Raw genomic sequence first — 19,491 nt, forward strand, 5'->3', positions numbered from 1 at the left:
TGGATGCCATGAGCCCGATCCCCAATTTCGCCGAGATCGACTGGCGCGCCGCCGCCCCCGCCGTCCCTTCCGCCGCCGCGGAGGCCTGGACGACGCCCGAGGGCATTCCGGTGAAGCCGCTCTACGGCCCGGCGGACATCGAGGGCCTCGGCTATATCGATACCTACCCCGGCATCGCGCCCTTCCTGCGCGGGCCCTATGCGCCCATGTACGCCACCCAGCCCTGGACGATCCGCCAATATGCGGGCTTCTCCACGGCGGAGGATTCCAACGCCTTCTACCGGCGCAACCTCGCCGCCGGCCAGAAGGGCCTGTCGGTGGCCTTCGACCTTGCCACCCACCGCGGTTATGACTCCGATCACCCCCGCGTCGCCGGCGACGTGGGCATGGCGGGCGTCGCCATCGACAGCATCTACGACATGCGCACGCTGTTCTCCGGCATCCCGCTGGACCAGATGAGCGTGTCCATGACCATGAACGGCGCTGTGCTGCCGATCCTGGCCCTCTATGTGGTGGCGGCGGAAGAACAGGGGGTGGCGGCCTCCAAGCTTTCGGGCACCATCCAGAACGACATTCTCAAAGAATTCATGGTGCGGAACACCTATATCTATCCGCCCGCGTCTTCCATGCGCATCATCTCCGACATCTTCGCCTTCACCTCGAAGGAGATGCCGCGCTACAACTCCATCTCCATTTCCGGCTACCACATGCAGGAAGCCGGCGCGACGCAGGATCTCGAACTCGCCTATACGCTGGCGGACGGCGTGGAATACGGCCGCGCCGGTGCCGCCGCCGGCCTTCCCATCGACGTGTTCGCGCCGCGCCTCTCCTTCTTCTGGGCCATCGGCATGAACTTCTACATGGAGGTGGCGAAGCTGCGCGCCGCCCGCCTCCTGTGGACGCGCCTGATGACCGACCTCGGGGCAAAGAACCCCAAGTCGCTGCCCCTGCGCACCCATTCCCAGACCTCCGGCTGGTCGCTGACCGCGCAGGACGTGTTCAACAACGTCATGCGCACGGCCATCGAGGCCATGGCGGCGACGCAGGGCCAGACCCAGTCGCTGCACACCAACGCCCTCGACGAGGCACTGGCGCTGCCCACGGACTTCTCCGCCCGCATCGCCCGCAACACCCAGATCCTGCTCCAGCAGGAGAGCGGCACCACACGGCAGATCGATTTGTGGGGCGGCTCCTATTTCGTGGAGAAGCTCACCGCCGACCTCGCCGCCAAGGCGTGGGCGCACATCCAGGAGGTGGAAGCGCTGGGCGGCATGGCCAAGGCCATCGAGGCTGGCATTCCCAAGCTGCGCATCGAGGAGGCTGCCGCCACCACCCAGGCCCGCATCGACGGCGGCGCCCAGACCGTGGTGGGCGTCAACAAGTTCAAGCCGCAGAAGGACCGCCTCATCGACGTTCTCAAGGTGGAGAACGCCGCCGTGCGCGCCGCGCAGATCGAGAAGCTCAATCGCCTCAAGGCCGAGCGCAATCCGGCCGAGGTGGCGTCTAAGCTGGAAGCCCTCACCAACGGCGCCGCAGGCAACGGCAATTTGCTGGCGCTGGCCATCGAGGCGGCGCGGGCCAAGGCCACCGTGGGCGAGATTTCGGACGCGCTGGAGAAGGTGTTCGGCCGCCACCGCGCCGAGATCCGCGCCATCTCCGGCGTCTACAAGCGCGAGGCTTCCGCCATGACGGACAAGGTGGGCAAGGTGCAGAAGCTGGTGGAGGCGTTCGAGACCGCCGAAGGCCGCCGCCCGCGCATCCTCGTCGCCAAGGTGGGCCAGGACGGCCACGACCGCGGCCAGAAGGTGATCGCCTCCGCCTTCGCCGACCTGGGCTTCGACGTGGACATCGGCCCCCTGTTCGCCACCCCCGAGGAAGCCGCCCGGCAGGCGGTGGAGAACGACGTCCACGTGGTGGGCATCTCCTCCCTCGCCGCCGGCCACCTCACCCTCGTGCCGGCGCTGAAGGCGGCGCTGGAGGCGGAAGGGCGCGGCGACATCATGGTGGTGGTGGGCGGCGTGGTGCCCCCGCAGGACTACGACGCGCTGAAGGCCTTCGGCGCCGAAGCCATCTTCCCGCCCGGCACCGTGATCGCCGACGCGGCCAAGGAGCTGCTGCACACGCTTTCCCACCGGCTCGGGCATAACCTCGAAGCGGCGGAGTGACCGCAGCCGCGAGCGGGGCGCCCACGATGGCGCCCGGCGCCACCTTGCGCCTCCTCGAGCCGGCGCCGGGCGTGCTCGCCTTCTATGACGGGCGCATCCCCGGTGTGCGGCTGCACGGGCTTGAGGAGAACTGGCTGGACGATGGCGCCTTCGCTCTCGGCATCGCCTCCTATGCGGTGATCGATGGTGACGACGCGCTCGTCTACGACACCCACATCACCCTCGCCCATGCCCGCTACATCCGCCGCACGCTGGAGGAGCGGGGCGCGCGGCGCATCCGCGTGGTGCTGAGCCACTGGCACGACGACCATGTGGCGGGCAACGAAGCCTTCGCCGATTGCGAGATCATCGCCAATCGCGAGACCGACGCCCTTCTCCGCGCCAACCGCGCCCGGCTGGAGGCGGCGGACCCGCCCATCAATCCTCTCGTGCTGCCCAACCTTCTGTTCGATGAGCGGCTCTCGCTGAGGGTGGGCGCCCTGCCCGTCGAACTCATCCAGATAGACATCCACAGCCGCGACGGCACCGTCGCGCAGCTGCCCGGCAGCACCCTTCTGGCCGGCGACACTTTGGAAGACCCCATCACCTATGTGGACGAGCCCGACCGCCTCGCCGCGCACCTGATTGGCCTTGAGCGCCTCGCGGCGCTGGGCGCGACACGCATCCTGCCCTGCCACGGCTCGCCTGAGGTGATCGCCGCCGGCGGCTACGGGCCGGCGCTGATCGAGGCGACGCGGCTCTATGTGGAGAAGCTCCAGCGGCTGAAGGCCGAGCCGGCGCTGGCAGGGCTCGACCTGCGCGCGTTCGCGGCGGAAGCGTTCGCCACCGGGGCGATTTCGTACTTCGAGCCCTACGAGGCGGTCCACCGGCGCAATGTTGAGGCGGTGATGGCGCTCGACTGAGCGCCCCCCTCAATCCACGCCCTTCCCGTTCCACCGCTTGGTCGTCGGCAAATCGAGGCCGAACAGGTCGAGGGCGCGGGCGACGGTCTGGTCCACGATCTCCAGTATGGAGGTCGGCCGGTGGTAGAAGGCCGGCACCGGGGGCATGAGGATGGCGCCGTTGCGGGTCGCCTGCGCCATCAGCTCCACATGGCCGGCATGGAGCGGGGTTTCGCGCAGCAGCAGCACCACGCGTCGCCGCTCCTTCAGGCACACGTCGGCGGCGCGCACCACCAGTTCGTCATTATAGCAATGGGCAATGCCGCTCAGCGTCTTGATGGAGCAGGGCGCGACCAGCATGCCCTCCGTCACGAACGAGCCGGAGGAGACGGACGCGCCGATGTCCTTCGGATTGTGGACGTGGTGGGCGAGCGCGCGCACCGCGTCCGGCGTGAAGTCGGTTTCGGCGACGATGGTGCGGGCGCCGGAGGGCGAGAGCACGAGATGGGTCTCGACCCCGCCCCGCTCGCGCAGAAGCTGGAGCGCGCGGATGCCGTAGATGGCGCCCGACGCGCCGGTGATGGCCACCACGAGACGTTTCATGTCATCAATCCGGCAGCGCCAGATCCGACCAGATGGCCTCGGTCAGGTCCGTGAAGGCGGGATCGCTGCGCATGGAGCGCATGTGCCGGGGACGCGGCAGCTCGACCTTGTATTCGGCGAGGATGCGCGCGGGCCGGGCGCTGAACACCACCACGCGGTCGGCCAGCGCCACCGCCTCCTCGATGTCATGGGTGACGAAGATGATGGAGCGGCGCTCCGCCTCCCACACCCTCAAAAGTTCGAGGCCCATGGCGATCTTGGTCTGGTAGTCGAGCGCGCCGAAAGGCTCGTCCATCAGCATCAGGGACGGGCGATAGGCGAGCAGGCGTCCCAGCGACACGCGCTGGCGCATGCCGCCCGAAAGCTGCTTCGGCCAGGCATTCTCGAAGCCGTCGAGCCGCAGCAGCTTGATGAGCCGCGCCACCTGCGCCGCCTGTTCGCCGGCGGGCGTGCCGCCCAGCTCGGCGCCGACGCGGATGTTCTGCGCCACCGTGCGCCACGGCAGCAGCGCATCCTTCTGGAACATGAAGCCCACCTTGGGCGGCGGCCCGGTGACGGCCTTGCCATCCACCTCCACCTGCCCGCCGGAGGGCTTCAGCAGCCCGCTGATGGCACGCAGGATGGTGGACTTGCCCGAGCCCGACGGCCCCACCACGGCGACGAATTCGCCCTCCGCCACATCGAGCGAGATGCCGGAGACCACCTCCAGCGGCGGCATGTCCGGCCGGGGGAAGGAGATGCAGAGGTCTTTCAGCGCGGCGCGCGGCCTCGTCGTTTCGGCGGAAAGCGCCAATTGTGTCAGCGCCATGTGATCACCCTCCGCTCGATGAAGCCGACAAGCTGGTTGGCCAGCATGGCCAGAACCATCAGCACGATGAGGCCGGTGAACACGCCGGTGGTGTCGAGCTGCCCGCCCCGGCTTTCCACGTACCAGCCGAGGCCGCGATTGGCGCCGATCAGCTCGCCCACCACAGCGCCGATGAGCGCAAGGCCGATGCCGATGCGGAAGGAGGCGAGGATCCACGGCGTCACCGCCGGCAGCAACACCCGCCGCACCAGATAGAACCGTCCGGCCCGCATGGACTTCATGAGGTCCAGATGGTCGGGATCGATGGTGCGGATACCCTCCATCACGTTCATCAGGAAGATGAACACCACCATGGTGAAGGCCATCATGATCTTGGAGAACAGGCCGATGCCGAACCAGAGGATGAAAAGCGGCGCGAGCGCCACGCGCGGCAGCCCATAAAGCCCCATGATGACCGGATCGAGCGTGCGGGCGACTTCCGGCGCCCGCGCCAGCACGATGCCGAGCGGGATGCCGACCACGGCGGCGAGCAGCAGACCCGCCCCCGCCTCCTGCAGCGTGGTGCTGGTGTGCAGCCACAATTCGCCGCTCAGCGCCAGCTCCCACAGCCGCGCCGCGATCAGGCTCGGCCGACTGCTCCAGAACGGGTTGAACAGGGTGTGGGAGGCCAGCTCCCACAGGCCGAGCAGGACGGCGATAAGACCGATCTGCCGCAACCCGGTGGCGCCGATGCCCAGAGAGAGGCGCCGGGCCGGCCGCGCCAGCGCCGGCCCGCGCGTGGTGATGGTGTCGCTCATGCGGCGCCTCATTTGGGCAGATAGGAGAGAGCCACGATGTCGGCGTAGGGCATCGGCTTCAGCTTCGGCTCGGCGATGGTCATCATGGCCATCAGGAAGTTGAAGCTCTCGGGGGACATGATGCCGTCCTTGGAGAGATAGCCCGCGGCCAGGTCATCGGCGAGCTGGGCGACCATGGCGTCGTCCTTCATCTCGGGAAACAGGGCCTTGATGGCCGGGTAGAGCACGGTCTTGTCCTGCTAGATGAGGCGCAGCGCCTTCACCACGGCCCGCGCCACCTTGCGCGCGTCTTCCGGATGCGCCTTCAGCCAGGTATCGGTGGCGATGAGGTCCTGCGCCGGATAGGGCAGCTTGCGGAAATCCTCGATGATCCGGTAGGTGCCCTTCTCGGCCATCACGATCTGGATGTCGGGCGTGGAGAACATGCCGCCGGCGATGGCGCCGGCCTGCAGCGCCGCCTTCTGAGCGCCCGCGCGGCCCACCGAGAGGAGGATGAAGTCCTTGTCCGGATCGAGCCCGGCCTTGCGGATGGCATAGCGCACCGTGGTGTCGGTGAGGCTGCCGGCGGTGGTGATGCCGATCTTCTCGCCCTTGAGGTCGGCGATGCTCTTGGCGGTGGAATCCACCTTGCCGATCAGCGCGTAGCTGTGCTGCTCGGCGAGCGCCACCAGCACCTTTCCGCCGAGCCCGCGATCCTGCAGATGGACCGCATGGTCGGCGGCGCAGATGCACAGATCGATGCTGCCGGAGGCGAGCGCCTGCGCCACCGGGCCGCCGCCCTTGAAGTCGAGGCGCTCATATTTGAGGCCCTCTTCGGCGAAGAAGCCTTTCTGGTCGGCGACGAGAATGGGCAGGCCGCCGGCCGAGAGCTGGGCGACGCCGATCTTGAGCAGCGTCTCGGCGGAGGCGGCGATGGACGAAAGGCCGGCCAGCGGCAGCAGCGCCGCGGCGAAGAGAAGAGACTTAAACCTGCGACGCATGTGTTCACCCTCTGGAAGAGTGGAAGGATGCTTCACCAACTTCAGACGCCCTGGCCTCTTCTGTGCTTCAGGCGATCTATGCTTTTCTTGTTATTCAACCGGGATAGCCCCGAAGATTCTTCTGGTTTGGAGACGAGGGGCGCGGCGTCCCCGCAGCCGCCACGCCCCTCGTCCCGGCCCTCAGCCAACCGGCTCAGCGGCCGGGCGGCTTGGCGGCGAAGGCAGAGCCGCGCAGGCACATGGCGCCCTTCGCGTCCTGCCACAGCCGTTCGGTGGCGTGCAGATGGCCGAGGGCACGGGCGACAATGGCGAAGTTGTAGTCGCTGAATGCTTCGGCGATATCCGTGTAATAGCGCGGCGCCTCGCCGATCATCTGCGCGATCTTCTCGGCCAGCGCCGCGACATCTTCATCGGTCGCGGAGGCGCCCGGCTCATCCGCCTTGCCGGAGACGTAATCGCCGATCTTCGCCGTGTCGGCGTAGGCATAGGCGATGCGCTCGTAGCGCTCCTTCGGAATGCCCTCCGAGATGGTGGCATCGATGCCGACCTTCGCCGTGGTGGGCACCACGCCGGGCGGGGTGGGCGGCAGGCTCGGGTCCAGCGGCTTTCCGCGCGCGCCGGTGACGATCATGATGTCCTTGTCGCCCTGCACGCGCGTGGCGATGGCCCATTCCACGTCCATGGGATTGAAGACGTCGATATCGTCGTCCACCACCACCACATGCTTCAGGTCCATCACCGAGAGGGCGGCGAGAAGGGCATTCTTGCCCTCCCCCGGCTGCTTCTTGATGGAGATGACCGCGTGCCAGAAGGCGCAGCCGCCGAGGGTGACGTTGATGTCCTTCACCTGCACGCCGGCCGTCTTCAGCGCCTGCCGGATGGCCGCGTAGCGGGTGGGCGCGGCGAGCCAGGTGTTCTCCCACGGCATGTGGAGCGCGTAATAGACCGCATCCTTGCGCATGGAGACGGACTTGATGCGCACGATGGGGTTCCAGTGCAACCCGCCCATGAGGCGGGTGAACTCGCCGAAGCGGCCCTCGGGGTAGATCCAGCCGTGGGGCAGGATCTCCGCCTCCAGCACGATCTCGGCGTCGGCGATATAAGGCACGTCGATGGTGCGGCAAGGGGCGAGGTCCACCGGACCGCCGCGCAGGCCGCCGGAGATGGCCATCTCATCCACGCCGAGGGGCGCGCGGAAGCCCGAGCCCATGATCTCGTAGGGGTGGGTGCCGATGGAGATGGAGATCGGACAGGGCCGGCCCGCCTCATACGCCCGCTGCGCGAACAGGCGCATGTTGTTCGGCGTGACGATATCGATGCCGGTGAGGTTCTTTTCCTTGACGATGAAGCGATAGATGCCCGCGTTCAGCCCGAATTCCGGATCGCGCGCGATCACGACGCCGGCCGTGATCATCGGCCCGCCGTCATAGATCGAGCTCATGGGGATGGGCAGCTTGTAGAGATCGACGGCATCGCCCTCCATCACCACCTCCTGCGTGGGGGAGGTGTTGACGATGTTGGGGTTCACCGGCCGGTCGATGGCCGCCCTCAGCTTCATCTCGATTTCGGGATAGGCGGTGCAGCCGAGCGACATGATGGCCCGCTTCTGCGAGCGGATGATGCCGGAGACGACGGGCACGTCGTAGCCGATGACATTGTGGAAGAACAACGCCTTGTCGGACTGGTCCACCAGCGTCGCGATGTGGCGGATGTCGATCGGCTGATGCAGGTCGATCAGTTCGCCCTGATCGCGAAGCCGGGCCAGAAACTCCCGAAACGTCTCGGTATCATGCCGCATCTGTCACGCTCCACGCGCGCCACGTGCCGTGGCCGCGCCACAAAAAAGGCCCGGCCTGCGGCCGAGCCCTGGATCACCTGACGGTCCGCCCGGACACCCGCGCGCCGGCCCGCGCCACGCGGAACCCGCGATGGGGTGCGCCCGGCACGGCGCGCCGGCCGGGATGGCTGAAACGGGAAGGTTGGGCTGTCGTCGCATCGACCATGATGGGAAACACCTCTCGAACGCACGCCACTTGCAGACATTCACTTGGCCGATGCTTCCGGCACCGGCGGAATACTGCGCGATGTACAATCAACAGGCCGCCGGGGCGCGCGTGAGCGCACCGTCATGCTCCGGCAGATGAGATACGCGTGGTGCTACACAGCCCGGTTTCGGGCAGGCCGCGGACGCGGATGAACGGTCGTCACGCCGGGAGGCGAGATCTCCATCCGCCGCGCGCGGTCGGCCGGAAACCAGCCACCACGGAAGACATAATACATAGCTTGGTATGCAAGTCCATCTATTCGCCATGCCCGAATATTGGGCAATCGTCGGGCGCGATCCGATCAAAAGGAATGAGCGCGAACGGTCGATCGCCCTCTAACTCCATGAAAGAGCGAGCGTTATTCGATGTGATGCGATCCAGTCAGTCCTGCGCGCCCTACTCGTCGCGACGGCGCAGGTCGGCTTCCAGCCGGTCCGTGAGGTGGATGAGCATGTCGCGCAGCGCCGCCTGAGCCGCCGGATCGAGCCCTTCCAGCGCCACGCTGTTGACGTCAGCGGCGTTGCGCACCGCCGCGCGGGCGAGGCGCGCGCCATCCTCGGTAAGATGGATGGTGGCGAGCCGGCCGTCCTCGGCGCTCTGCCGGCGGGTGATGAGCCCGTCCCGTTCCATCCGCTTCAAAGTATTGGCCATGGTTGCCTGCTCGATGCGCACCACCTCGCACAGGTCGCGCTGGCTGATGCCGTCGCGAGCGAGCAACTCGACGGCGATCGGATACTGGCCGGGCAGGATTCCATCCGCCCCGTTGCGCACCTTCAGCGACTGGGCGAGCAGCCGGGCAAGCAGGCTGATGAGGTAGCCGAGCGTCATCTGGTGCAGCGGGGCGACCTCGAAGCCGTCCGGCGCCGCCGTCTCCTGCGCCTGATGCTTCCCCCTGGCCGCCATCCCCGCCCCCTCCGCTCGCATCACAGATCCACCCGGCCGGGCGCGCGACCCGGCCTGCGCCCCGTCTCGGGCGCGGCCCCCTTTTTGGTTTTAGAGGCAGAGCGGCTGAATTTCCAAGGTCTCGCGCGATACGCCCGGACAGAGCAAGAGCCCGGCCGCCGCCCAAGGCACCGGATGGTCCATTCTTGGGCAGCGCACCGTGAGCTTCCCACCGGAACCGCCTGCTTTTGCGACAGCATCGGATTAGTGAATTGTTTTAAATGGATAAATTTTTTAATAGCGTGCTATCTATTTAGTCTTCTCCGTTCCGGAGGCGCGCTGTAGGCTTCTCACCAGTCAGCCGAGAGGTGATGAGCGTGGCCGAGGAGCGCGACAGCGACCGGGGATCGGAAACGGGGCATGTCCTCGAAATTCCGAGCGCGACCCTGAAGGGCCGGCAGGCCTACGACCTGCTCCGGCGCGAGATCGTCTCCTGCCGCATCCTGCCGGGCACGCGCTTCACCGAGGCGGAGCTGATGGAGCGGCTGGAGATCGGCAAGGCGAGCTGCCGCATCGCCCTCCAACGGCTCATCCAGGACGGCGTCGTCGCCTCCATGCCGCGCCACGGCTACCGGGTCACGCCCATCACCGTGAAGGATGTGGAAGAGGTCTTCGCGCTCCGGCTCGTGCTGGAGCCGCTGGCCGCGCGCGGCGCCGCCGGGCGGGTCAACCGCGCCCATCTGGAGCGCCTCGAACAGGCTTGCCGGGTGAAGCTGCCCACCGACGTGGGCAACCAGATCGACTTCTTTCTCGAAGCCAACCGCAGCTTCCACATGGCCATCGCCGAGGCGGCCGGAAACCAGCGCCTGTGCCGCACGCTCTCCGGCTTGCTCGACGAGATGACCCGCCTCGTGGCGCTGGGCTTCGGCGTGCAGGGCGTGCGCCCCAATATCGCCAACGATCACGTCCTGCTCATCGAATATCTCTCCGCCGGCGATGCGGCCGCCGCCGCCGAAGTGGCGCGGCGCCATGTGGAGACGTTCCGCGAGATGACCATGGAAAAGGTCATCGCCTCGCTGAAGGATTCCGCGGCGGTGGTCCCGGTCTCCCCCCTCTCCAGCCTCGGCGGGAGGGTGCGGTGAGCGTCGTCCAGCTGGAGAGCGTCGGCAAGAGCTTCATGCGCCGCGACGGCGAGCAGCTCGAAGTGCTGCGCAACATCGATCTCGACGTGCCGGAGCGCTCCATCGTCGCCCTTGTCGGCGCCTCGGGCTGCGGCAAGAGCACCCTGCTCAACATCGTCGCCGGCCTCATCCCGCCGGATCAGGGCGCGGTCTTCCTGAACGGCCAGAAATCGAGCGCCTTCAAGGACTGGCGCACGATGACCTACATGTTCCAGGAGGACCGTCTGTTCCCCTGGCGCACCACGGCCCAGAACGTCGCCCTCGGCCTCGAAGCGGCCGGCCTGCCGCGCAAGGAACGGCGCGAGCGGGTGATGCAGGTGCTGGAGCTGGTGGGGCTGGAAAAGTTCGCCGATTCCTTCCCCCACGAGCTGTCCGGCGGCATGCGCTCACGCGCCGCATTGGGCCGCAGCCTCGTCACCGAGCCGTCGATCCTGCTCATGGACGAACCGTTCTCCAAGCTCGACCCCTCCATCCGCACGCAGATGCACGACGAGGTGCTGCGCATCGCCGCGCTCCGGCAGATGTCGGTGCTGTTCGTCACCCACGATGTCGAGGAGGCAGTGGTGCTCGCCAACAAGATCGTGGTGCTGATGCCGCGCCCCGGGCGGGTGAAGGAAACCCGCGAGATCGCCCTGCCCTACCCCCGCAATCCGCTGTCGCCCGAGGTCGCCGAGGAAGTGCGCCTGCTGCGCCTGAGCCTTTGAGCCCCAACGCTTTCCGCCGCGTCCGTCCCCCTTCGCAGAAGCCGAGCCCGATGAAGCGCTCTCCCCTCCAGATGACCCAGGACCGCCGGCTGCGCCTGATCGGCCTCAGGCTGCTGCTCATCGTCGTCGTGGTCGGCGTCTGGGGCATCGGCTCGCTGGGGGCGCCCGCCTTCATCCTGCCGAGCCCGGCGCGGGTCTTCGGCGTGTGGACGAAGCTGGTGGTGACGCCGGGCTTCTGGGCCGATTTCGGCATCACCTTCTACCGCATCGCCATGGGCTTCGCCTTCGCCACCGTGGTGGGCGTGGTGCTCGGTCTCCTGCTGGGGGCGAGCCGCCTGCTGGGCGATTTCTTCCAGCCTTTGCTGGTGGTCATCAACACGGTGTCATCCTCCATCTGGGCGATTTTCGCGCTCATCTGGTTCGGCCTGTCCAACTGGTCCACCATCTTCGTGGTGTTCATGACGGCGATGCCGCTCATCCTCACCAATGTGTGGCAGGGCACGAGCACGGTGAACCGCGAATTCATCGAGCTGGCGCAGACGTTCCGCATGTCGCGGCTGCAGGTTCTGCTGAAGATCTATTTGCCCACCATCCTGCCCCAGTTTTTCGCCGGTGCCCGCCTTGCCTTCGGCTTCGGGGCCCGCGTCTCCATCGTGGCGGAAGCGCTCGGGGCGTCGAGCGGCATCGGCTACCGGCTGCGGCAGGCGGCGGACCTCGTGCAGACGGATCAGGTGTTCGCGTGGACCGCGACGCTCGTCATCCTGATGATCTTCGTCGAGGCGATGCTGCTGAAGCCGCTCGAAAGTCGTCTCTTCGCCTGGCGCAAGCCGCGCCCGGACTGACACCGATAAAACAAAAAACAATACAACCTTCCAACACGGGGATTTCGATATGAAGCGTCTTGCTTTACTGGCCGCCGCAGTCGCAATCGGCCTGTCGTCTCTTCCTGCCGAAGCCGCGAAGGTGCGGATCGGCTACTGGAGCTCGGGCGTCAGCCTCGGCTTCGGCTCCTTCCTGGAAGCCGGCAAGTTCATGGAGAAGCAGGGGCTCGAAGCCGAGTTCGTGAAGTTTCCGGATGTCAATGCGCCCACCAAGGCCATGGCCGCCGGTGCCATCGACTTCGCCATCGGCGCGAGCGCCGGCAGCGCCTTCTCGGTTGCCGCCGACGGCCTGCCCGTGAGCATCGTTCTCGCCACGCAGGTGGCCGATCTCGACTTCGTGGTGATGGCGGACTCGCCCATCACCAAGATGGAGGAGCTGAAGGGCAAGAAGATCGGCATGTCGCCGGCCGGCAGCGCGACGGCGGCCATCAGCGCGGCCATTCTCATCAAGAATTACGGCATGGCAGCCTCGGACTTCGAGGCCGTTCCGGGCGCCGATCCCCGCCTCGCGCAGTTCCTGGTGCAGAAGAACATCGACGCCGCCGCGCTGCGCACCGTCACCATCGCCCTTCTGCCGGACGTGAAGCTGCGCAAGCTCGCCTCCTTCCGCGCCGAGTGGGCGAAGGTCACCGGCAAGGCGGCCCCGCCCGTGCTCGGCGTCGGCCTCATGCGCAACGCCTGGATGAAGGAAAATCCGGGCGCCGCCGCCAAGGTCATCGCGGGCATGCGGGGCGCCTACGAGGCCGGCAACGCGGACAAGGCCGCCGTCGCCAAGGCGCTCATGGCCGCCGGCAACATCCCCGAGGATGACGCCAAGGCCTACGCCGCCCTGTGGGACGGCATCTACACCGTCTCCATGGAACCCGCCGACATCGCCTCGATGAAGGCCGAGTTCGAAGTCTTCAAAAGCGTCGGCGCAGTAAAGGGCGACCTGCCCGACGCGGCCCTGGACCCCGCTCCCTATGAGGCTTCCAAGGCCATCAAGTAGTCGCCCTGGCGCGCAAGCCGCCGAAACGGTCCAAGCAGAGAGAAGTGAAATGACAAAAACCATGAAGGCCCTGCTGCTGAAGCAACATGGCGACGTGAGCGACCTTCAGGTCGTCACCGACTATCCGGTCCCCAGCGCCAAGCCGGGTGAGGTGGTGATCCGGGTCGGCGCGTCGTCCTTCAACTATCACGACGTGTTCACGGTGAAGGGCATGCCCGGCATCAAGGTGCCGCTGCCCGTCATCATCGGCCTCGACATGGCCGGCGAGATCGTGGAGCTGGGCGAGGGCGTCACCGGCTGGGCGGTGGGCGACCGGGTGCTCGTGAACCCGCTCAACCCCAAGGTGGGGCTGATGGGCGAGATGATGGACGGCGGCATGGCGGAATACTGCGCCGTCACCGCCGGCCAGCTCATCAAGATGCCCGACGGCGTGAGCTTCACCGACGCCGCCTCTTTGCCGGTGGCCTACGGCACGGCGCACCGCATGCTGGTCACCCACAACACGGTGAAGGCGGGCGACAAGGTGCTCATCCTCGGCGCCTCGGGCGGCGTGGGCACCGGCTGCGTCATGCTCGCCAAGCAGATGGGCTGCGAGGTGATCGCCTGCGCCGGCTCCGACGACAAGATGGCCCGCCTGAAGGAACTGGGCGCGGACCACGTCGTCAACTACCGCACCACCGACTTCTCCAAGTGGGCGGTCGAGAAGTACGGCAAGCCCCAGCGCCGCACCTATGAGGGCGGCGTGGACGTGGTGGTGAACTTCACCGGCGGCGACACCTGGGTGCCCTCGCTGCGCTGCGTGAAGCGCGGCGGCACCATCCTGGTCTGCGGCGCCACCGCCGGCCACGATCCCAAGGAAGATCTTCGCTACATCTGGAGCTTCGAGCTGAAGGTCATCGGCTCCAACAGCTTCTACCACGAGAACCTCTCCGCCCTCATGGACATGATCCAGAAGGGCGAGCTGAAGCCGGTGGTGGACAAGGTTCTCCCCCTCGAAGAGGCCGCCGAGGGCCTGCGCATGATCCGCGACCGCGAGGTCATGGGCAAGATCGTCGTCACCCCCTGAGAGGCCGCCATGTCTGACGCTCCCCTGACCAAGGAACAGGTCGAAGCCCTCCTGCTGAAGGGCCCCTTCCACCAGTGGCTCGGCCTCACCGTCGAGGACGTGGGCGAGGGCACCATCCGCCTGCGCGCCAAGTGGCGCCCGGAATGGGTGGTGAATGCTGACCGGGGCTACGCCCACGGCGGCATCCTCGCCACGCTGGTGGACCTCACCGCCGACTGGGCGCTGGTGTCGAAGACCGGCCGCGGCGTACCCACCGTCGATCTTCGCGTGGACTACCACCGCGCGGCCATGCAGCACGACCTGATCTGCGTGGGCAAGGTCATCAAGTTCGGCGGCCAGCTCTGCGTCTCCGAGGCGCAGATCCTGGACGAGGACGGCAAGCTGCTGGCCTCCGGGCGCGGGGTCTACATGATCCCGCCCAAGGCCTGAGGAGGCGCCCGTGGCCGCGCTCGACCATGTGGTGATCAACACCCTCAAGTCCATGGACGCGGCCGCGGACCTCTTTGCGGCGCTGGGCTTCACGCTCACGCCGCGGGGGACCCATTCGCTCGGGTCCATCAACCATCTGATGATGACGTCCGGCGCCTATCTGGAGCTGGTGGGGGTGCCGGACACCGGCCGCCAGCGCCAGGAGGTTCTGGACAGCCCGTTCGGCCTCAACGGCCTCGTGCTGCGCACCTTCGACGCCGACGCCACCCGCGACACGCTCGCGGCCGCCGGCTTCGCCCCGACCGGGCCGGTGGCCTTCTCGCGGCCGGTGGAGGTGGACGGGGTGGAGCACGATGCCCGCTTCCGCACCGTGCGCCTGCCGCCGGAGACCTTCCCGGCCGGGCGCGTCTATTTCTGCGAGCACCTGACGCCGGAGCTGGTCTGGCGGGATGAGTGGATGACGCATCCCAACGGCTTCTGCGCCATCGACGCCTTCACCATCGCCTCACCCCACCCGGAAGCCGAGGCGCGTCGCCTCGCCAGCGCCTTCGCCAGCGCAGCCCAGCCCGATGGCGCGGGCTGGCGTGTGCCGCTGGACGATGCCGACGTGCGCGTGGTGCCAGGCGACAAAGCCGCCTTCCGCACGGCGACGTTGCGCTTCTCATCCCTCGACGACATCGCGGCCCGCGCCAACGCGCTGAGGGACGCCCGCTGGGAGGCGCTCGACCCCGACGCGGGTGTGCTCAGCCTGCCCGCCTTTGACCTGAACCTGACCTGCAGGAGCAGTTGATGAGCCTGCCCGCGAATCTCGGGGATTTCGTCTGCCGCACCACCGCGCCGGACCACCCCCTGTTCATCGGCCTCGATTTCGACGGCACCACCACCGTGCTCACCCGCGCCGGCTTCGACGCCCTCGCCGATGCCGTGGCGCGCGGTCTTCTCAAGCACGGCCTCGTGCGCGGCGACCGCGTCGCCCTCCTCGCCGCGAACCGGCCGGACTATGTGGCGGTGGTGATGGGTGCCATGCGCGCCGGCATCGTGCCGGTGCCGGTGAACTTCAAGTTCCCGGCCGCCACCATCGCCGACGTGATCGCCGATTGCGGCGCACGCCTCGTGGTCCACGACGGCGAGCGCCGCGCCCTCCTGCCCGCCGAGGCGCCCGAGGGCGTGGCCTTTGTGGATTTCGACGGCACCGGGCCGGGCACGCTCGCCGCTTTGCTCGATCCCGGCCCGTTCGAGCCGGTGGTGCCCGCGCCCGATGAGCCGGCGCTCAGCCTCTACACCTCCGGCTCCACCGGGCGGCCGAAGGGCGTGCTGCTCTCCCACGCCGCGCACCGCTGGGTGGCGGACACGCGCCGCGCCGAGATCGACCTCTCCCGCGAGCGGATGCTGATTGCCGCGCCGCTCTACCACATGAACGCGCTGGCCCTCGCCTTCCTCGCCTGCGCATCCGGGAGCACGGCGGTGCTGCTGCCCCAGTTCCGCGCGGTGCCCTATATCGACGCCATCGCCAGCCACGGCTGCACCTTCCTCACCGCCGTGCCGCCCATGATCGCCATGATGCTGCGGGAGAAGGCGGCGCTGGCTGAGGCCGACCTTTCCGGCGTGCGCCTGCTGCGCATGGGCTCGGCGCCGGTGACGGATTCGCTGGCCCAGCAGATCCGCCAGCTCCTGCCCAACGCCGCCATCATCAACGCCTATGGCACCACGGAAGGTGGCCCCATCGTGTTCTCCGGCCATCCGGACGGGCGGCCCGTGCCCATGGGCTCGGTGGGCTATCCCCACCCGCAGGTCGCCGTGCGGCTCGTCGGGCCGGAGGCGCCGGAGAGCGGGGAGCTGGAGATGAAAAGCCCGGCGGTGATGCTCGGCTATCACAACCGGCCGGACGTGCGCTCGCCCCTCACGGCGGATGGCTTCTACCGCACCGGCGACGTGTTCCGCCGCGACGCGGACGGCTTCTATTACTTCCTCGGCCGCACCGACGACATGTTCGTCTGCGGCGGCGAGAACATCTTCCCTGGCGAGGTGGAGGCGGTGCTCGACAAGCACCCGCAGGTGCTTCAGTCCTGCGTCGTGCCGGTGCCGGACGAGATCAAGGGCGAGAAGCCGGTGGCCTTCGTGGTGCGCCGTCCGGGCGCCGATATCGCAGAGGAGGCGCTCAAGCAGTTCATGCTCGCCAACGCCCCCGCCTACCAGCATCCGCGCCGCATCTGGTTCCTGGAGCAGATGCCGCTCGCCACCACCAACAAGATCGACCGTAGCGCGCTCAAGCGGCGCGCCATGTCCGAAATCAGCGCGGGGAGCCCGGCATGAACGTCATCGCCCCGCCCCGCGCGGTGCCGGACCAGGCGTGGGTGGCCGAGGCCATCGCTCGCATCGAGGCCGACATCAACCGCTCGGCCGACACCCATCTCATCCGCATCCCGCTGCCGCGCGTGCCGGGCATCACGCTCTATCTGAAGGACGAATCGAGCCACCCCACCGGCAGCCTCAAGCACCGGCTGGCGCGCTCGCTCTTCCTCTATGCCCTGTGCAACGGCTGGATCGGGCCGGACACGACGATCATCGAATCCTCGTCCGGCTCCACCGCCATTTCGGAAGCCTATTTCGCCCGGCTGCTGGGCCTGCGCTTCATCGCGGTGATGCCCCGGCGGACCTCGGCGGAGAAGGTGGCAGCCATCGCCTTCGAGGGCGGCGAGCCCCACCTCATCGACGGCTGGAATACCTCGGAAGAAGCGCGCCGCCTCGCCGAGGAGCTGGACGGCCATTACATGGACCAGTTCACCTTCGCCGAGCGCGCCACCGACTGGCGCGGCAACAACAACATCGCCGAGAGCATCTTCTCGCAGATGGCGTTCGAGCCGCACCCGATTCCCGACTGGGTGGTGTGCAGCGCCGGAACCGGCGGCACGGCGGCGACCATCGGCCGCTTCATCCGCTACCGCAAATTCCCCACGCGGCTATGCGTGGCGGACCCTGAGGCCTCCGTCTTCCACCGCCACTATGCCGACCGCTCGGTGATGCAGGTGGATGCCTGCAAGAGCGTCATCGAGGGCATCGGCCGCACGGTGGTGGAGCCCTCCTTCATCCCGTCCGTGGTGGACCGGATGGCGGTGATCTCGGACGCGGCGAGCATCGCCGCCGCCCGGCGGATCAGCGCCGTCATCGGCCGCGCCTGCGGCGGCTCCACCGGCACCAACATCTCCGCCTGCGTGGACCTCATCGAGGAGATGGCGGCGGAGGGGAAAGGCGGGTCCATCGTGACCCTTCTGTGCGATTCCGGCGCGCGCTACCGTTCCACCCTGTATGACGATGCCTGGCTCGCCGAGCACGGCATCGACCTCAAGCCCCACATCGCGCGGCTCGATGCCGTGTTCGGCCCTCAGCCATCCACCCCTGTTTCTTGCTAAGCTTCCTCTTCTTCGGGACCGCACCATGACTGCGTCGTTCGATTGGTCCGCCGGCTATCCCTCGCGGCGCCTGCCCGTGTTCGGCAACAATGTGGTCTCCACCTCCCATCCGCGCGCGGCGCAGGCAGGGCTGTCCATGATCGCCAAGGGCGGCAATGCGGTGGACGCCGCCATCGCCGCCGCCGCCGTCATGGCCATCGTGGAGCCGTGCAGCAACGGCCTCGGCTCGGACGCCTTCTGCATCCTCTGGGATGGCAAGGGCCTGCACGGCCTCAATGCCTCGGGCTTCTCACCGGCCGCCTGGACGCCCGACTACTTCCGCGCCAAGTACGGCGCCGACGCCAAGACCCTCCCCCAGCGCGGCTGGGACGCGGTGACGGTGCCCGGCGCGGTGGCGAGCTGGGTGGCGCTCTCCGAGCGCTTCGGCAAGCTGCCCTTCGCGGACCTCATGGAGCCGGCCATCGCCATCGCCGAGCGCGGCTTCCTCGTCTCCACCAACGTGCAGCACAAATGGGCCGCCGCCGCGACCCTGCCCCAGCTCACCAGCCAGCCCGGCTTCAGGGAGGTGTTCCTGCCCAAGGGCCGCGCGCCCTTCGTGGGCGAGCATGTGACCATGCCGGGCGCCGCCCGCGCGCTGCGGCTGATCGGCGAGACCAAGGGCGAGGCCTTCTATCGCGGCGAGATCGCCGATGCGCTGGAGGCCAACGCCAAGGCCAATGGCGGCGCCCTTACCGCCGCCGACATGGCCGCCTATGCGCCGGACTGGGTGACGCCCGTGGCGCAGGACTATCGCGGCTACACCGTCCACGAGATCCCGCCCAACGGGCAGGGCATCACCGCGCTGATGGCGCTGGGCATCCTCTCCCATTTCGACCTTCAGGGGTTCTCGGCGGATGGCGTGGAGGCGCAGCACCTCCAGATCGAAGCCATCAAGCTCGCCTTCGCCGATGTCTATCGCTACGTGGCGGACCCCCGGGCCATGGAGATCAGCCCGGCGGACATGCTGGATGCCGACTATCTCGCCTCCCGCGCCCGCCTCATCGATCCGCGCCGAGCGCAACGCTTCGCGCCGGGCAATCCGGTGCGGGGCGGCACCATATATCTCACGGCGGCGGATGCCTCGGGGATGATGGTGAGCTTCATACAGAGCAATTATCAGGGCTTCGGCTCCGGCGTGGTGCTGCCGGAGTGGGGCGTCTCGCTGCAGAACCGCGGCTTCGGTTTCAGCCTGAACCCGGAGCGCGCCAACGTGGTGGCGCCGCGCAAGCGGCCGTTCCAGACCATCATCCCCGGCTTCCTGACCAAGGGCGGCCAGCCGGTGATGAGCTTCGGCGTGATGGGCGGCAACATGCAGCCGCAGGGCCACGTTCAGACGCTGGTCCGCATGCTCGACTTCGCCCAGAACCCCCAGGCCGCCTGCGACGCGCCGCGCTGGCGCTTCGACGAGGGGCTCTCCATCAACCTGGAACCCGGCAATTCGCCGGAGCTGCTGGACGGCCTCGCCGCGCTCGGCCACGAGGTGGCGGTGCTCAACGACACCTATCAGGATTTCGGCGCCGGCCAGTTCATCTGGCGCATGGGCGATCCGGCGGTGGAAGGCTACGCGGCGGCGAGCGACCCGCGCCGGGATGGGCAGGCGGCGGTGAGCTGAGGGGCCAATTGTAGGTTGAA

Annotated in this window: 19 protein-coding genes; 12 read left to right on the forward strand and 7 right to left on the reverse strand. The window is 67.9% G+C overall.

Going from position 1 to position 19,491, the window contains the following annotated elements:
* Positions 1 to 8: 8 nt before the first annotated feature.
* The gene (gene scpA, locus J2126_RS02570; RefSeq protein WP_209483654.1) at positions 9 to 2,165 is read left to right on the forward strand and encodes a methylmalonyl-CoA mutase; all 2,157 of its coding nucleotides are present in this window, start codon (positions 9 to 11) and stop codon (positions 2,163 to 2,165) included.
* On the forward strand, positions 2,162 to 3,067 hold the full coding sequence (locus J2126_RS02575; protein ID WP_348634210.1) for an MBL fold metallo-hydrolase: 906 nt from the start codon (positions 2,162 to 2,164) through the stop codon (positions 3,065 to 3,067). The genes scpA and J2126_RS02575 overlap by 4 nt, the downstream gene beginning before the upstream one ends.
* Before the next feature lie 9 nt (positions 3,068 to 3,076).
* On the opposite strand, the gene J2126_RS02580 is transcribed toward J2126_RS02575, so the two are convergent.
* The 7 genes from J2126_RS02580 to J2126_RS02610 all read right to left on the reverse strand — a co-directional run bounded on the left by J2126_RS02580 (position 3,077) and on the right by J2126_RS02610 (position 9,182).
* Positions 3,077 to 3,649 carry a UbiX family flavin prenyltransferase gene (locus tag J2126_RS02580; RefSeq protein WP_209483655.1) on the reverse strand — a complete coding sequence of 191 codons (573 nt, stop codon included), beginning with the start codon at positions 3,647 to 3,649 and terminating at the stop codon, positions 3,077 to 3,079.
* A gap of 4 nt (positions 3,650 to 3,653) precedes the next feature.
* Positions 3,654 to 4,457 carry an ABC transporter ATP-binding protein gene (locus J2126_RS02585; protein WP_209483657.1) on the reverse strand — a complete coding sequence of 268 codons (804 nt, stop codon included), beginning with the start codon at positions 4,455 to 4,457 and terminating at the stop codon, positions 3,654 to 3,656.
* Complete coding sequence (locus J2126_RS02590; protein WP_209483660.1) at positions 4,448 to 5,254, reverse strand: ABC transporter permease; 807 nt, start codon at positions 5,252 to 5,254, stop codon at positions 4,448 to 4,450. The genes J2126_RS02585 and J2126_RS02590 overlap by 10 nt, the downstream gene beginning before the upstream one ends.
* 8 nt (positions 5,255 to 5,262) lie before the next feature.
* Positions 5,263 to 5,481: a hypothetical protein gene (locus J2126_RS02595; protein WP_209483662.1), complete on the reverse strand. Its 219-nt coding sequence runs from the start codon at positions 5,479 to 5,481 to the stop codon at positions 5,263 to 5,265.
* Between the two features lie 12 nt (positions 5,482 to 5,493).
* The gene (locus J2126_RS02600) at positions 5,494 to 6,234 is read right to left on the reverse strand and encodes an ABC transporter substrate-binding protein (RefSeq protein ID WP_209483664.1); all 741 of its coding nucleotides are present in this window, start codon (positions 6,232 to 6,234) and stop codon (positions 5,494 to 5,496) included.
* Between the two features lie 193 nt (positions 6,235 to 6,427).
* On the reverse strand, positions 6,428 to 8,032 hold the full coding sequence (locus J2126_RS02605; RefSeq protein WP_209483665.1) for a UbiD family decarboxylase: 1,605 nt from the start codon (positions 8,030 to 8,032) through the stop codon (positions 6,428 to 6,430).
* Positions 8,033 to 8,675: 643 nt separating this feature from the next.
* Entirely contained in the window at positions 8,676 to 9,182 is a 507-nt protein-coding gene (locus J2126_RS02610; protein WP_209483667.1) for a MarR family winged helix-turn-helix transcriptional regulator, read from the reverse strand.
* A 350-nt stretch (positions 9,183 to 9,532) separates the two neighbouring features.
* On the opposite strand from J2126_RS02610, the gene J2126_RS02615 reads away from it, so the two are divergent.
* From J2126_RS02615 to J2126_RS02660, 10 genes are read left to right on the forward strand one after another with little or no spacing between them, the layout of a single operon-like run.
* A complete protein-coding gene (locus J2126_RS02615) occupies positions 9,533 to 10,303 on the forward strand; it encodes a GntR family transcriptional regulator (RefSeq protein WP_209483669.1) in 771 nt (256 codons plus the stop codon).
* Positions 10,300 to 11,046, forward strand: coding sequence for an ABC transporter ATP-binding protein (locus J2126_RS02620; protein WP_209483671.1), 747 nt, complete (start codon positions 10,300 to 10,302; stop codon positions 11,044 to 11,046). Before J2126_RS02615 ends, J2126_RS02620 begins: the two co-directional genes overlap by 4 nt.
* Positions 11,047 to 11,096: 50 nt before the next feature.
* Positions 11,097 to 11,888, forward strand: coding sequence for an ABC transporter permease (locus tag J2126_RS02625; RefSeq protein WP_209483672.1), 792 nt, complete (start codon positions 11,097 to 11,099; stop codon positions 11,886 to 11,888).
* A gap of 49 nt (positions 11,889 to 11,937) precedes the next feature.
* Positions 11,938 to 12,915, forward strand: a complete 978-nt coding sequence (locus J2126_RS02630) for an ABC transporter substrate-binding protein (RefSeq protein WP_209483674.1) — start codon at positions 11,938 to 11,940, stop codon at positions 12,913 to 12,915.
* Between the two features lie 49 nt (positions 12,916 to 12,964).
* Positions 12,965 to 13,981, forward strand: a complete 1,017-nt coding sequence (locus tag J2126_RS02635) for a zinc-binding dehydrogenase (protein ID WP_245327183.1) — start codon at positions 12,965 to 12,967, stop codon at positions 13,979 to 13,981.
* A 9-nt stretch (positions 13,982 to 13,990) separates the two neighbouring features.
* Positions 13,991 to 14,410, forward strand: coding sequence for a PaaI family thioesterase (locus tag J2126_RS02640; RefSeq protein ID WP_169122793.1), 420 nt, complete (start codon positions 13,991 to 13,993; stop codon positions 14,408 to 14,410).
* 10 nt (positions 14,411 to 14,420) lie between these two features.
* Entirely contained in the window at positions 14,421 to 15,200 is a 780-nt protein-coding gene (locus J2126_RS02645) for a VOC family protein (RefSeq protein ID WP_348634211.1), read from the forward strand.
* The gene (locus J2126_RS02650) at positions 15,200 to 16,723 is read left to right on the forward strand and encodes a class I adenylate-forming enzyme family protein (RefSeq protein WP_209483676.1); all 1,524 of its coding nucleotides are present in this window, start codon (positions 15,200 to 15,202) and stop codon (positions 16,721 to 16,723) included. Before J2126_RS02645 ends, J2126_RS02650 begins: the two co-directional genes overlap by 1 nt.
* Complete coding sequence (locus tag J2126_RS02655; protein WP_209483678.1) at positions 16,720 to 17,820, forward strand: PLP-dependent cysteine synthase family protein; 1,101 nt, start codon at positions 16,720 to 16,722, stop codon at positions 17,818 to 17,820. The genes J2126_RS02650 and J2126_RS02655 overlap by 4 nt, the downstream gene beginning before the upstream one ends.
* 25 nt (positions 17,821 to 17,845) lie before the next feature.
* Positions 17,846 to 19,471 carry a gamma-glutamyltransferase family protein gene (locus J2126_RS02660; RefSeq protein WP_209483680.1) on the forward strand — a complete coding sequence of 542 codons (1,626 nt, stop codon included), beginning with the start codon at positions 17,846 to 17,848 and terminating at the stop codon, positions 19,469 to 19,471.
* Positions 19,472 to 19,491 lie beyond the last annotated feature (20 nt).

It is taken from the genome of Xanthobacter flavus (assembly GCF_017875275.1).
Lineage (GTDB): Bacteria > Pseudomonadota > Alphaproteobacteria > Rhizobiales > Xanthobacteraceae > Xanthobacter > Xanthobacter flavus_A.

Bases quoted from the DNA above. Each gene is read 5' to 3' on its own strand.
- J2126_RS02635 (WP_245327183.1), top strand. From the start codon at position 12,965: ATGACAAAAACCATGAAGGCCCTGCTGCTGAAGCAACATGGCGACGTG.
- J2126_RS02580 (WP_209483655.1), bottom strand. From the start codon at position 3,649: ATGAAACGTCTCGTGGTGGCCATCACCGGCGCGTCGGGCGCCATCTAC.
- J2126_RS02605 (WP_209483665.1), bottom strand. From the start codon at position 8,032: ATGCGGCATGATACCGAGACGTTTCGGGAGTTTCTGGCCCGGCTTCGC.
- J2126_RS02640 (WP_169122793.1), top strand. From the start codon at position 13,991: ATGTCTGACGCTCCCCTGACCAAGGAACAGGTCGAAGCCCTCCTGCTG.
- J2126_RS02600 (WP_209483664.1), bottom strand. From the start codon at position 6,234: ATGCGTCGCAGGTTTAAGTCTCTTCTCTTCGCCGCGGCGCTGCTGCCG.
- J2126_RS02650 (WP_209483676.1), top strand. From the start codon at position 15,200: ATGAGCCTGCCCGCGAATCTCGGGGATTTCGTCTGCCGCACCACCGCG.
- J2126_RS02610 (WP_209483667.1), bottom strand. From the start codon at position 9,182: ATGGCGGCCAGGGGGAAGCATCAGGCGCAGGAGACGGCGGCGCCGGAC.
- J2126_RS02655 (WP_209483678.1), top strand. From the start codon at position 16,720: ATGAACGTCATCGCCCCGCCCCGCGCGGTGCCGGACCAGGCGTGGGTG.
- scpA (WP_209483654.1), top strand. From the start codon at position 9: ATGAGCCCGATCCCCAATTTCGCCGAGATCGACTGGCGCGCCGCCGCC.
- J2126_RS02585 (WP_209483657.1), bottom strand. From the start codon at position 4,457: ATGGCGCTGACACAATTGGCGCTTTCCGCCGAAACGACGAGGCCGCGC.
- J2126_RS02590 (WP_209483660.1), bottom strand. From the start codon at position 5,254: ATGAGCGACACCATCACCACGCGCGGGCCGGCGCTGGCGCGGCCGGCC.
- J2126_RS02630 (WP_209483674.1), top strand. From the start codon at position 11,938: ATGAAGCGTCTTGCTTTACTGGCCGCCGCAGTCGCAATCGGCCTGTCG.
- J2126_RS02660 (WP_209483680.1), top strand. From the start codon at position 17,846: ATGACTGCGTCGTTCGATTGGTCCGCCGGCTATCCCTCGCGGCGCCTG.
- J2126_RS02625 (WP_209483672.1), top strand. From the start codon at position 11,097: ATGAAGCGCTCTCCCCTCCAGATGACCCAGGACCGCCGGCTGCGCCTG.
- J2126_RS02615 (WP_209483669.1), top strand. From the start codon at position 9,533: ATGAGCGTGGCCGAGGAGCGCGACAGCGACCGGGGATCGGAAACGGGG.